General features: G+C 44.7%; 13 protein-coding genes. 9 read left to right on the forward strand and 4 right to left on the reverse strand.

Annotated elements, in window-relative coordinates:
• From BLQ13_RS27190 to BLQ13_RS27205, 5 genes are all read left to right on the forward strand, one after another.
• On the forward strand, nucleotides 1-303 hold a 303-nt coding region (locus BLQ13_RS27190), incomplete at its 5' end, for an integrase core domain-containing protein (protein WP_139168949.1).
• Nucleotides 304-370: 67 nt separating this feature from the next.
• A complete protein-coding gene (locus BLQ13_RS29230) occupies nucleotides 371-517 on the forward strand; it encodes a hypothetical protein (RefSeq protein WP_139168950.1) in 147 nt (48 codons plus the stop codon).
• An 81-nt stretch (nucleotides 518-598) separates the two neighbouring features.
• Entirely contained in the window at nucleotides 599-805 is a 207-nt protein-coding gene (locus tag BLQ13_RS27195; protein ID WP_090924808.1) for a hypothetical protein, read from the forward strand.
• A gap of 498 nt (nucleotides 806-1,303) precedes the next feature.
• Nucleotides 1,304-2,767 carry an Msr family ABC-F type ribosomal protection protein gene (locus BLQ13_RS27200; protein WP_090924809.1) on the forward strand — a complete coding sequence of 488 codons (1,464 nt, stop codon included), beginning with the start codon at nucleotides 1,304-1,306 and terminating at the stop codon, nucleotides 2,765-2,767.
• A 237-nt stretch (nucleotides 2,768-3,004) separates the two neighbouring features.
• The gene (locus tag BLQ13_RS27205) at nucleotides 3,005-3,532 is read left to right on the forward strand and encodes a hypothetical protein (RefSeq protein ID WP_090924810.1); all 528 of its coding nucleotides are present in this window, start codon (nucleotides 3,005-3,007) and stop codon (nucleotides 3,530-3,532) included.
• A 1-nt stretch (nucleotide 3,533) separates the two neighbouring features.
• On the opposite strand, the gene BLQ13_RS27210 is transcribed toward BLQ13_RS27205, so the two are convergent.
• The 4 genes from BLQ13_RS27210 to BLQ13_RS27230 all read right to left on the reverse strand — a co-directional run bounded on the left by BLQ13_RS27210 (nucleotide 3,534) and on the right by BLQ13_RS27230 (nucleotide 7,816).
• Nucleotides 3,534-4,475: a hypothetical protein gene (locus BLQ13_RS27210; protein ID WP_090924811.1), complete on the reverse strand. Its 942-nt coding sequence runs from the start codon at nucleotides 4,473-4,475 to the stop codon at nucleotides 3,534-3,536.
• On the reverse strand, nucleotides 4,453-5,043 hold the full coding sequence (locus tag BLQ13_RS27215) for an RNA polymerase sigma factor (RefSeq protein ID WP_090924812.1): 591 nt from the start codon (nucleotides 5,041-5,043) through the stop codon (nucleotides 4,453-4,455). The genes BLQ13_RS27210 and BLQ13_RS27215 overlap by 23 nt, the downstream gene beginning before the upstream one ends.
• Before the next feature lie 220 nt (nucleotides 5,044-5,263).
• Nucleotides 5,264-6,496: an aminopeptidase gene (locus tag BLQ13_RS27225; RefSeq protein WP_090924814.1), complete on the reverse strand. Its 1,233-nt coding sequence runs from the start codon at nucleotides 6,494-6,496 to the stop codon at nucleotides 5,264-5,266.
• An 87-nt stretch (nucleotides 6,497-6,583) separates the two neighbouring features.
• Complete coding sequence (locus BLQ13_RS27230; RefSeq protein WP_090924815.1) at nucleotides 6,584-7,816, reverse strand: aminopeptidase; 1,233 nt, start codon at nucleotides 7,814-7,816, stop codon at nucleotides 6,584-6,586.
• 265 nt (nucleotides 7,817-8,081) lie between these two features.
• Here BLQ13_RS27230 and BLQ13_RS27235 point away from each other — a divergent pair, with 265 nt between their 5' ends.
• From BLQ13_RS27235 to fumC, 4 genes are all read left to right on the forward strand, one after another.
• A complete protein-coding gene (locus BLQ13_RS27235) occupies nucleotides 8,082-8,348 on the forward strand; it encodes a hypothetical protein (protein WP_244159485.1) in 267 nt (88 codons plus the stop codon).
• Between the two features lie 184 nt (nucleotides 8,349-8,532).
• Nucleotides 8,533-9,342, forward strand: coding sequence for an MBL fold metallo-hydrolase (locus tag BLQ13_RS27240; RefSeq protein ID WP_090924816.1), 810 nt, complete (start codon nucleotides 8,533-8,535; stop codon nucleotides 9,340-9,342).
• A gap of 205 nt (nucleotides 9,343-9,547) precedes the next feature.
• Complete coding sequence (locus BLQ13_RS27245; RefSeq protein ID WP_090924817.1) at nucleotides 9,548-10,558, forward strand: aldose 1-epimerase; 1,011 nt, start codon at nucleotides 9,548-9,550, stop codon at nucleotides 10,556-10,558.
• Between the two features lie 157 nt (nucleotides 10,559-10,715).
• Entirely contained in the window at nucleotides 10,716-12,104 is a 1,389-nt protein-coding gene (gene fumC / locus BLQ13_RS27250; protein ID WP_090924818.1) for a class II fumarate hydratase, read from the forward strand.
• Nucleotides 12,105-12,191: the final 87 nt, after the last annotated feature.

The following is a 12,191-nucleotide window of genomic DNA, read 5'->3' on the forward strand; positions in this document are numbered from 1 at the left end:
CCTCAGTTTATAAGCAAGGCTTTCTATGCTTTTTGTGAAGAAACCGGCTTGGAGCATGAACGGACGCCCATTCGAACTCCCAATAAGAATGCCTTTATTGAATCATTTCATAGTGTTCTGGAACGAGAATGTTACCAGCGACATTGCTTTGAAAGCTATGAAGAAGCCTTTTCCGAAGTGGATCGATACATCCGTTACTACAATAAAGACCGCATTCACGGCAGCCTGTACGATTGGTCGCCGACAGATTACCTGCGCCTGGTCAACGATGGAATCATAGAGCCCAAATCCATTGCATTATGATGCGTTAATCTGAGAAAAAGCTAGCTTGTGTCCAATATTAAGGGGTTGAACCGAAACGATTCCTTATATGATCATAGGGGCATACTTTGCTGTGATATACCTCGTATTTAAAAATATATGGTCAAATATAATCGTACACTGGATTTTTAATTCTATAAACTCAATTGTTCCAGCTATAACTATAGTTGTCATGAAGCTAATAGGAGCCGTTTGAATGTTCCTGCCAAGCAAAGATGACATCGGTACTATTTTTTTCTTAGGGTTCTTTTATTTTCATTGAATGAGGAGACCCAATATGGATTACATTATTCTAGCCGGCATTGTGGTTGCGGCGATTGGCTTGTTATTATTAATCGTAACAACCAAATATACAGGAGGACCGAATTGGGGGTATCCTTATCGAACTACCAACAAAGCATTATCTGCTTTAGGGTGGTTATTTTTAATTATTGGCTTAGTAATTATCGTTTTTAAAGCAAAACTCAATGGACAATTGGATTAAATGATCATGTTCAAACCGCAGTTGTGAGAAACAAACATATTCCATTGAAGTCGCAACAGATTACTGGAACCAAATGCTGCTTCAGGTTGACGCTGGAAGAACCTCATGGTATTATTCAATTCAATAAAAGAAGAGGAGGCTCGTTCCTATGATTCATTCCATACGGCTTCGATAAGCAGGTCAAAAAAAGCGGATTTTACCAAAATCGTGGGCTTTTTTGATTTGCTTATTTTACGTATGGAAAGACATAGGTTTCGAATGGGGTAGTTTATTTGTGCTATGCTGATTCGAAGTGTCTTCTATACGTGAAGTAATGCAGATTTGAGTCCACAGTGGACTCAAATCTGCATTTTTTATTACATCCAAAATGCTTGACATAGAAAGGAGGGAAGACCTCATGAGATATATGCATTGGTATTTCTTTATATAATCCCCCTTCATAAATCGCAGGTCATCCTGCGAACGTGTAAACTGCGATTTTTGAAGGAGGAACCCATGATGAGTATATTAATTAAAGCAAAAGAGATTGTTGTGGAATATGCGGGCCGTGAGGTATTCAATATTGAACATTTGGAGCTTTATGAATATGACCGGATCGGCTTGGTTGGCGCCAATGGGGCGGGCAAGAGCACATTGTTAAAAGTGTTACTGGGTGAGATTCCCGAATCTTATGGGAAAGTTGTGAGGAACGGTAGTTTTTCTTATATCCCGCAGATGGAGCAGGGCGGGGCTCAGAGCGATGTGGATTATGCATTAGCGGGTAAGCTTGGAATAGACCGCTTAGATGCTGAGCAGATGAGTGGCGGACAGGAAACAAGACTGAAAATTGCTCAGGCTTTGTCCAGTTCAGTGCACGGCATTTTTGCAGATGAACCCACGAGCCATCTCGATTCGGAAGGAATCCATTTCTTGATCCATCAGCTCTCTTTTTATACGGGAGCGTTGCTGGTTATCAGTCATGATCGGGAATTTCTTGATCAAGTGGTTGATAAAATTTGGGAACTGAAGGATGGGAAGATTACGGAGTATTGGGGTGGATATTCCGATTATTTGGCTCAGAAGAATGAAAACCAGAAAAAGCAGGAAATCCAGTATCAGCAATATGTGAAAGAACGAGAACGACTGGAAAAAGCGATAACTGAAAAAAGGAATCAGGCTCGGAAAGTCGATCAGAAAGAGAAAGGGACTGCAAGGAAAAATAGCTCTGATCACGGTGGCAGACTTGCTCATCAGAAATCTGTGGGGAGTAAACAAAAGAAACTTCATCAAGCCGCCAAAAATATGGAACAGCGCATTGAAGCGTTAGGGGATGTCCAAGCACCGGAGTTGAATCGTACGATTCACTTTCGTCAGAGTCATGCGTTAGAACTTCACAATCCATTTCCGATTATAGGCAATGAGATGAACAAAGTACTTGGTGAGACTGTCATTTTGGAGAACGCGTCTTTTCAATTCCCTCTTGGGGGTAAGATTGCGCTGACAGGTGCGAACGGTTCAGGGAAAACAACGTTGCTTAACATGATCTTGAACCGTGAACAGGGCATCATCATATCGCCTAAGGCAGAGATCGGTTATATTGCACAACAAGCATACACACTTAACCACCATCAGGCCGTCATCGAATTCATACAGGAGAACTGTGACTATCAAGTGCCGGAGATTCGAGCTGTATTAGCATCTCTAGGGTTTTCTCCGCATGATGTGCGCAAGCGGTTGGCGGTATTAAGTGGCGGCGAGATGATGAAGTTGCAGCTGGCGAAGTTGTTGCTTGGCCGATACAATATTTTGATTATGGATGAGCCGAGTAATTTTCTTGATCTTCCTGCAATGGAGGCGCTAGAGCATTTAATGAAAAGTTATGCAGGCACAATTATTTTCATCTCACATGATGCACGTTTGGTCGAGAATGTCGCCGATCAGGTATATGCTATAGAGAATAAACAAATCGTTCGAACCAGGTAATTAGACGATGATGATGTTACTTGCATAAAGTAGATTTAGATTCCGCCGAACAAAGCCTATTCTTCATCATACGAGATGGATTAATTTAGGTTTCATCGTTTTTGTTAATCTGGAAAATGATGAAAGGACGCTACCGATTGAACCATCGGGCGTCCTTATTTTTTTGAAACCAGTTATCCATTCCGTCCGTTTAATAGATTACACCAAAAATTAAAACAAGGCTGGGGAGGAATGAAGATGCATAATATCCTAAGACGAGGCAGACAAATATGCCGTACGCCAATCTTGAAAGTAGGTCTGATTCTGGCTTTGACTGCGCCAGTTATTCTTGTTCTGCCTACAGAATCGTCCGCAGTTGCAAGTCCGATCATCAGCGTGCCGTCGGGAGCGCGAACTGCTCCGCCGCCACTCGAACCTCAGGAGTATTTCCTCCAATCAAGGGCTGCCAAACCCGTACATATCTATCAGGCGACTTGTACATTAACACGCGGAGACGGACTTCATGCCATCGTAAAAACAGCGACTAGAACATTCAAAGACATGAAAACCTTGTCTGTGAATTATCGATTGGAGCGCTGGACAGGAACAGCTTGGGTAACGTTCGCAGGCAGCTCCTCAACACAGACCCAAACGAATCTTCTTCGATCCAATTCGGATTGGGAGGTCACATCCGGTTATTATTATCGTGTCACTAGTGTTCATACTGCTCATGATGGGATGACATCGGATCAGTCTACACATACATCACCTAGTGTATTGTTTTAATTTATTTTGATTTGGCAGGAGAATTTTGCTCCAGAAAATCGTTGGCGATTGCAATCATCTCCTCTTCAGTCACGGTTCCAAACAGACTCATACTTAGAGAACCTGTCATCCACTGAATAGAATTGAAGGGTGGTCCCACATACATGAGTGCTTCACTATCATCTGCAAGTTTCACAACAGTGCTTTTCTGCAGTGATGTTTTCTCAAGAGACTGCCCTGGCTTAACGTATTCATAATCGAACTGGATAAGCTCGTCTGTATCACTTTTACCCTGGATGGAGTATTTCACCCTCATCATATCGGACTCGTAATAGTTGTCAGGATTGACGGGATTCTCTGTATCCAGTACGAGTTCATATTTTATCTTGTCAAAACGGGCAGGAATGGCTTTGGATATAATAAATTCACCGATAAATCCATCACGAGCGATCTTTTCCGTAACCGCAACGGGGCGGAAAACATGTTTGTTGAGTTCAAAGGCAGGAATGTCTTCCGCTTCATCATGGATAATTGTGCTCGATTCAAGGTCAGGTGGTGGCGGTGTTTTGGCAGTTGAGGGATCGGGACTCAGATTTACAGACTTATCCTCAACCATGATCGATTTCATGCCATTACTCCAATCCTTGATCGATTGAACAATAGGAGATACGGCTTGTGTTCCCGAGGGCAGACTGAAAATAACGGCTCCAATGGTCACAGAAGCTGCCACGATGCCCGATAGCTTGAAGGTGCGTATTTTACGTTTACGTGCGCCAATTCTTTCGATCTCCTTATGTACCTTTTGCCAGGAATGCTGCATGGATTCTGTACGGGAGGCGGAAGGGGTAGAGGTGGCTTGTTGGAAAGCTTCATCAAATGCCTGCTCAAACGCTGCATCAAAGTATTCATCTTCAAGACCTGAATCGAATTGATGTTCAAGCTTATCTAGCTTGCCTTTGCTCAATGCTTCCACCCCATTCCTTATGTAATTTCTTCTTGATACTGCCACGTGCCCGGAATAATCGCTGTTTCACAATGTCTTCTGTGGTGCTCAATAATTCAGCAATTTCCCGATAAGAAAAGCCTTCTTTCCACCGTAACTCAACGAGAACGCGGTATTCCGGCTTCAGCTGAGAAAGGTAACGCTCGATGGATTCTTGCATCATCTGAGTCTCAACTATGTTTTCCACCGAAACAGCGGTTTGATTCATCGTCTCTATATCTATAAAAACACTGTCCGTGTCCAGTTGGTTACGGTTATTTTTATTTTTTCTCAAATAATTTATTGCGGTATTCCGGGTGACTACTTTGAGCCAGGCTTTAAGTTTAACCTCGTCTTCGAAGAGGGGTTTGTTTTTAATGATTTTAATAAATGCTTCCTGAATAATATCTTCTGCCGCTGTACGTTCCTTAATGATATATACGATTAATCCATACACCATATTGTAGTATTCATAATAGACCTCTTCCTGAAGTACAGGTCCTAATTGATGAAAATCGGATGCGAGTAAAAGCTGGAGCCGATTGGCCATGGTGTTCTCCTTTCTGGTCAACAGTCCACAAACATTGGTATCATTACATTTTACAACAGATTATGGAAACGTTACAATGTCCGATAGACCTGTTTACAGTCCTGAAAAGAGGGAGTTCCGACCCTGTTTGATGTTTGCTGAAAAAGAAAAAACAGACGATCTTGCAAACCATGGAATCCATGGCAGCAAAATTGCCTGTTCAATATAAATTAAAGTTTTTTTAAAACGCCCAGTTTCCTTTCAGGAAAATCGGTTCACGGTCTCCACTCGTTGTAATCCCATAGATGTCTGTCTCTGGTGACCCCATCATAAAATCAACATGAGTGATGCTGGAGTTCATACCGCGTTCCGCAAGCTCTTCGGGAGACATCGTTTTGCCTCCTTCGATATTGGAAGCGTACGAACTGCCAATCGCAAGATGGCAAGATGCGTTCTCATCATACAGCGTTGTATAATACAGAATGCCGCTTTCTGAGATTGGAGAGTGGAAAGGTACAAGCGCAACTTCGCCAAGATAATGAGAACCTTCATCCATGGAGATGAGGCGTTCCAACGTTTCCTGACCTTCCTCTGCATGAAAGTCCACAATCCGTCCCTTCTCAAATGTGAGGGTAAACCGATCGATAATGCTACCGCCGTAACTTAGCGGTTTGGTACTCGCCACTGTGCCGTTCACACCGTATTTCGCTGGAGCGGTGTACACTTCTTCCGTAGGAATATTGGCTACAAAAGGGGTTCCTTGTGCGTTTACGCTACCAGCCTGCGCCCAAATATGTCCTTCAGGGAGCTCGATCGTAAGATCTGTGCCCGGGGAGATGTAATGCAGTGCATGGTACTTCTTGTTATTGAGTGCCACGGCTCGTGACTCCAGGCGTTCGATATGTTGTGCCCATGCAGCGATTGGATCTTCAACGTCCGCGCGTACAGCGGAAAAGATCGCATCCCAGAGCTGATTCATCTGTTCTGCTTGTGGGAGATCAGGGAATACCTTGGCCGCCCAATCCGGTGAAGGGCAAGCAATGCCCGTCCAGCTCATTTTATCAGCTTGCAGATACTGACGATACTTAGCCATCGCCTGACCAAAGGAGCGCTGGTTCGCCGAGATTCTAGCCGGATTAATGCCTTTCATCAGATCAGGGCTGGAAGATAAAATCGTCAGAAAAACGGCATTATTCTCTGCGAGTTCCTCCATCTCTGCCGCATGCCACTTGGGAAGTTCATCGAAGGACTCCTCAGGAGCCATTTCAAAGCGAAGGCGGTTGACCTTTTCATCGGAGTATTTCACAATAACTTGTTTGGCCCCGGCTTCATATCCTTTACGTACCAGTAGTTGCACAAGTGGTGCTGCATCAATCATGGTATTGATGACAAAAATTTGTCCCGGTTGCACGTTTGCCCCAACTTTGACAGCGAGTGCAGCGTATCGATCCAGCTTTTGTTCAAAACTTAACATCGAATATCCCTCCAACATCCTTAAATATGAGTACAATTCAGACATAGGAAAAGAGAGGAGAAATCTCCTCTCTATGTGTGGAGCTAATCAGAATGCCCAGTTTCCATTCACGAAGATCGGTTCTTCCGCACCCTTCGAAGTGACACCATTGATGTTCATCTCACCGGAACCGATCATGAAATCAACGTGAGTCAGACTCGAGTTCATGCCATGTTCGATCAACTCTTCCTTAGACATCGTTTTGCCCCCTTCCAGACAGAAAGCATACGCATTTCCGATCGCCAAGTGATTGGATGCATTCTCATCAAACAAGGTATTGTAGAACAGAATGTTCGTATCCGAAATTGGAGATTGATGTGGAACAAGGGCAACTTCGCCAAGATAATGTGCGCCTTCATCCATTTCGACGAGGTTTTTCAGTGCATCAAGCCCTTGTTCAGCAGTGTAATCAACAATGCGTCCATTCTCAAATGTGAGGGAGAAGCCATCAATCAGATTGCCACCGTAACTAAGCGGTTTTGTGCTGCGAACAGTACCATTCACACCCGTTTTCAGCGGTGCAGTAAATACTTCCTCTGTAGGCATATTGGCAATAAACACATGTCCTTGCTCGTTTACACTGCCTCCGGATACCCAGATGTGACCTTCGGGAAGTTCGATCGTCAAGTCCGTACCTGGCGCGGTATAGTGAAGTTTTTTATATTTTTTGCTGTTCAGCAGATTTGCGCGGGAGTCAAGGTTTTGCAGGTGAGTTTTCCATTCAGCGACAGCATCTTTTTCACCAATTCGTACCGTTTTGAAAATAACATCCCACAGGCGGTCCACTTGCTGCGCTTCAGGCAGATCCGGGAATACTTTAGCAGCCCATTCAGGAGAAGGGACAGCTACGATGGACCAGCTGAATTTATCCGCCATTTGATAGGCACGATATTTCTCCAGCGCTTTGCCGTGCACTTTCTGACTGGTTACGATGCGCTCCTGTGCAACTCCGTTCAGCAGATCCGGATTTTCCGCGATAACATGCAAGATTGCCGCGCCTTCTTCAACAAGCTCTGTCATTTCAGCTGCGAACCATTTTGGTTCGATCGAGAATGCCTCATCCGGCGCCAGATCATAGTGAAGTCGAGTAACCGTTTCGTCACTCCAGTTGACTTTGACCCGTTTTGCACCCGTGTTGTACGCAGCCTTAACGATCAATCGTACAAAATGAGCTGCCGTGATTGGCGCATTTACGACTAACGTCTGACCAGGGTGGACATTGACACCTACTTTGACAGCCAGTTCAGCATATTGTTGCAGATTCGATTCAAAATTGTTCATGCTATTTTTTCCTCCAATGTGATATGAATATCGTAGCTGGCGGTCTATTATAGTCCTCTTTGAAGTTAATGAGGATTCAGCATAGGGCCTTCATTGAATAATGTATACGTTGCTACGATATATATTGTACAATTAACCAATAATAATTACCAAACAGCTTTGCCAGAAAGTTGGAGAAAAGCACCAAAAGAGAGTTTTTTGGACGCTTGAATCGAAGATTTATTGAAGTGAGGCTTTAAACGAGAGATTAAAGGAGAGTATAAAAGTGAGTATTGAAATTATTCGCGCAGAAATGCGTCGTGAGGACGAAAAAAGTTTTGTGGGAAGTACGGTATTCAAGACAGATGGTGGTAAATCCGTATATGAAATTACGTTTATGAGCAAGAACGGCAAGGACTGGGACTACAGCTTGCACTTCACGGAACAGTCGGGTGATGAGGAAGAGTTGCTGAAAATGGACGAGTTGCTCGAAAATGATGATGATTTGTACAATCAATTGCTGGATGCAGCCTTGGATGCTTACCCGGCTTAATGTAAAGTAAATATTCTTGTTCTATTGTCCGAGTTACCTGACTATACTAGACGGTGTGTGCCCTGGGAAGGGTGTCCGCCGTCTATTTTTATTTCCGAGATTCCGAATAGATATTCCAGAAAAGGGAAGTCTACGAGATGAACTAAACCAGAGAGACAATTCGCCTGATGGGAGGTAACCGTGAATGGCATTTGACAATCTGATTACATCAGGAATGACCAGCGTAGAGGAAGTTGCTCCTGATATTTTGAGCTTGCGTACCCTTTTTGTGAACGTCGTGTTCATTGGAAAACCGGGAAGCAGGAGCTGGGTCCTTGTGGACACAGGAATGTCAAAATTCACGAATCACATTGTTGATGTGGCAACCGAGCGTTTTCAAGGTCCGCCGTCTGCTATTATTTTAACGCATGGTCATTTTGATCATGTGGGAACGGTAATTGAACTGGAGCAATTCTGGGGAGTGCCGGTGTACGCGCATCCACTTGAAATACCTTATCTCACAGGTTTGAAAAATTATCCTCCGGCAGACCCTTCTGTGGGTGGAGGCCTCATGGCGCATTTGTCTTTTACGTATCCGAACGAAGCCATTAATCTGGATGATCGGATATTCAGTCTACCCCAAAATCATACGGTGCCCGGCACAAAGGGTTGGAACTGGATTCATACGCCAGGTCATACACCGGGACATATATCCTTGTTCCGCGAAGCAGATCGATTACTGATTGCGGGTGATGCAATCATCTCGGTCAAACAGGAGTCGCTCTGGAGTGTTCTGCTTCAGGACAAACAGTTACACGGCCCTCCGGCGTATTTTACAACGGATTGGGAGGAAGCGCATGAATCGGTTCAGCGTATCAGGCAACTGGAGCCGAGAACGGTTGTGACAGGGCATGGACATGTGTTAAGCGGGGAGATGTTACATGAATCACTCCGGCATCTCGACATGCATTTTGAAGAAGATACGGTACCCAAGCAGGGTAAGTATGTAGAATGAGAAAACATAGACCGTTACTCGTGAGTGAGTTGAAGAGCGATGAAGACCAACAAAGAGTGATCAAGGCAGCTGATCGTGCAGCTGTCTTTTTGTTTTGCGCTTGCCTGTTTAATTTGTTCTCGATCTCAGATTGTTCTTTTAGGCGCAATCATGATATAGTCGAGCCGTATAATATAACCTTAGTATGCAGGAGGTACATATAACGATGACACAACAGAATACAGCGTTTGAAGAGCAATTTGGCGGCATTCCCGCGGTATGGCTACGCTTTGGTTCATTTGAAGCGGCGGTGATTCCAAGCGTTGGCGCGAACCTGGTAGCTTTTCGGGATACGGAAAAAGGATACAGCTACCTGCGCGAACCGGATCAGGATCAGATGGATGAATTCATGGCGGCTCCTGCCGTGTACGGTATTCCGATTCTGTCTCCTCCTAATCGATATGAAGACGGTCGTTTCCCTTGGAATGGAAAAGTCTATCAACTACCGATTAATGAACCCGCGACAGGCAACCATCTGCACGGATTTTTGCATGATGTGGCGTGGACGGTTGAGGGATTCGGTTCTAATGATCTTGAGAGTTATGTCACACTCAGCCAAAACATTGGAGAAGGCCATGCTTTTTACAAATATTTGCCGTTCACCTTCAGTGTAACGCTTCGTTACTCTCTGAGCAGTCATGGTCTGCAGCAGCAGTTAATCGTGAACAATACGGGCACAGAATATATGCCGAACCTGTTTGCTTTCCATACAGCAATTAAAGTTCCTTTTACTCCCGACAGTCAGTCCTCGGATTATACAGCCAAAGTGACGATTGGCCAGCGCCGTGAATTAAACGAGCGTTCGCTACCGACGGGACAATTTCAACCGCTTACACCGGAAGAAGAGCAGCTTAAACAGGCCGGAGTTAGTCCGTTTTTTGCAGCGATGGATAACCACTATACCGCTGAGCCGCAAAATGGCCGCAATTACATGGAACTTACGGATCATCGTACAGGAGACAAACTGGTATACGATGTGGGTACATCTTATAAACATTGGATGATCTGGAACAACAATGCCTGCAATGAATTTTTCTGTCCGGAACCACAGATGAATCTGGTTAATGCTCCGAATGTGGAAGGGATTTCCGCAGAAGAGAGTGGTCTCGTTGGATTACAACCAGGTGAACTCTATGAACAAACCAGCCGTTTGTATCCGATTGCTGCTCAAAAATAAAACGGGATAGATTGAACTTGCTTCTGACCTGTTCGTTTTGCGCTACGCTTACAATTTTGTCGAAAAGGTGAAAACCTGTTCGTAAATCATGTATAATATGACGAGATACACAAGCTTTGTAGAGACCCAGACCAACATTTTGGAGGAGGACAAGCAAGTGGAATACCGCATTGAGAGAGATACGTTAGGCGAAATGAAAGTACCAGCCGACAGGCTGTGGGGCGCTCAGACGCAGCGCAGTAAGGAAAATTTCCCTATTGGACGCGAGCATATGCCGATGGAATTGGTGCGAGCTCTCGCCATTTTGAAGAAAAGTGCTGCGGCCAGTAATCATAAATTAGGCAAATTATCAGCGGCGAAAGCAGATGCGATTGCTTATGCTGCTGATGAAATTATTGCAGGACGTATTGATGATCACTTCCCACTCGTGGTATGGCAGACGGGTAGCGGTACTCAATCCAACATGAACGTGAATGAAGTTATTGCTAACCTGGGTAACCAGCTGCTGGAGCAAAAAGGTAAAGAAGAGCGCCTACATCCGAATGATGATGTTAATATGTCGCAAAGCTCCAATGACACCTTCCCAACAGCGCTGCATGTCGCGGGCGTTCTTGCGGTGGAGGATCAGTTGCTGCCAGCAATTGCGGTGTTGAAAGCGACTTTTGCGGAAAAAGTGGAAGCATTTAAGGATATCATCAAAATTGGACGTACTCACCTTCAGGATGCAACGCCGATTACGCTTGGCCAAGAGATTAGCGGCTGGGAAGCTATGCTCGGTAAGAGTGAACGTATGATCCGCGAAAGCGTAGAGTACATGAAGGAACTTGCGATTGGGGGTACGGCTGTAGGAACCGGGATTAACGCGCATCCTGACTTCGGTGATCTTACAGCTAAGGAGATTGGTAAGCATACAGGTAAAGATTTCGTATCTGCGCCGAACAAATTCCACGCTCTGACCAGCCATGATGAAGTGGTGTATGCTCACGGTGCAGTAAAAGCGCTTGCAGCGGATATGATGAAAATTGCCAATGACGTACGCTGGCTCGCAAGCGGTCCACGTAGCGGTCTCGGTGAGATTCGTATCCCTGAGAACGAGCCGGGCAGCTCGATTATGCCAGGTAAAGTGAATCCGACACAGAGCGAAGCGATCACGATGGTTGTGACACAAGTGATGGGTAACGATGCGGCGATTGGATTCGCGGCAAGCCAAGGTAATTTTGAACTGAACGTATTCAAACCTGTCATCATTTATAACTTCCTGCAGTCTGTACAGTTGCTCGCTGACTCCATCGTTGCATTTAATGACAAATGTGCTGTGGGTATTGAGCCGAACCTGGATCAGATCAAACACAATCTGGATAACTCGCTTATGCTGGTCACTGCACTCAATCCTCATATTGGATATGAGAATGCAGCTAAAATTGCTAAACTTGCACATAAAGAAGGTTTGTCCCTGAAGGAAGCTGCGTTACAAACCGGACTTCTTACAGAGGAACAATTCGATCAATATGTAGACCCGGCTAAAATGATTGCACCAAAGGCTTAAAAGGCTTAAACTGATTTTAAATTCCTATATTGTGTCAATTATAAATATCTATGAATAAAGTCCCGGAAAAGCGGCCTGCAAAGCAGG

It is taken from the genome of Paenibacillus polysaccharolyticus (assembly GCF_900102085.1).
GTDB lineage: Bacteria > Bacillota > Bacilli > Paenibacillales > Paenibacillaceae > Paenibacillus > Paenibacillus polysaccharolyticus.

Excerpts from the sequence above, each read along its gene's own strand:
- BLQ13_RS27245 (WP_090924817.1), top strand. The coding sequence starts at position 9,548 with ATGACACAACAGAATACAGCGTTTGAAGAGCAATTTGGCGGCATTCCC.
- BLQ13_RS27230 (WP_090924815.1), bottom strand. The coding sequence starts at position 7,816 with ATGAACAATTTTGAATCGAATCTGCAACAATATGCTGAACTGGCTGTC.
- BLQ13_RS27205 (WP_090924810.1), top strand. The coding sequence starts at position 3,005 with ATGCATAATATCCTAAGACGAGGCAGACAAATATGCCGTACGCCAATC.
- BLQ13_RS27195 (WP_090924808.1), top strand. The coding sequence starts at position 599 with ATGGATTACATTATTCTAGCCGGCATTGTGGTTGCGGCGATTGGCTTG.
- BLQ13_RS29230 (WP_139168950.1), top strand. The coding sequence starts at position 371 with ATGATCATAGGGGCATACTTTGCTGTGATATACCTCGTATTTAAAAAT.
- BLQ13_RS27200 (WP_090924809.1), top strand. The coding sequence starts at position 1,304 with ATGAGTATATTAATTAAAGCAAAAGAGATTGTTGTGGAATATGCGGGC.
- BLQ13_RS27240 (WP_090924816.1), top strand. The coding sequence starts at position 8,533 with ATGGCATTTGACAATCTGATTACATCAGGAATGACCAGCGTAGAGGAA.
- BLQ13_RS27225 (WP_090924814.1), bottom strand. The coding sequence starts at position 6,496 with ATGTTAAGTTTTGAACAAAAGCTGGATCGATACGCTGCACTCGCTGTC.
- BLQ13_RS27215 (WP_090924812.1), bottom strand. The coding sequence starts at position 5,043 with ATGGCCAATCGGCTCCAGCTTTTACTCGCATCCGATTTTCATCAATTA.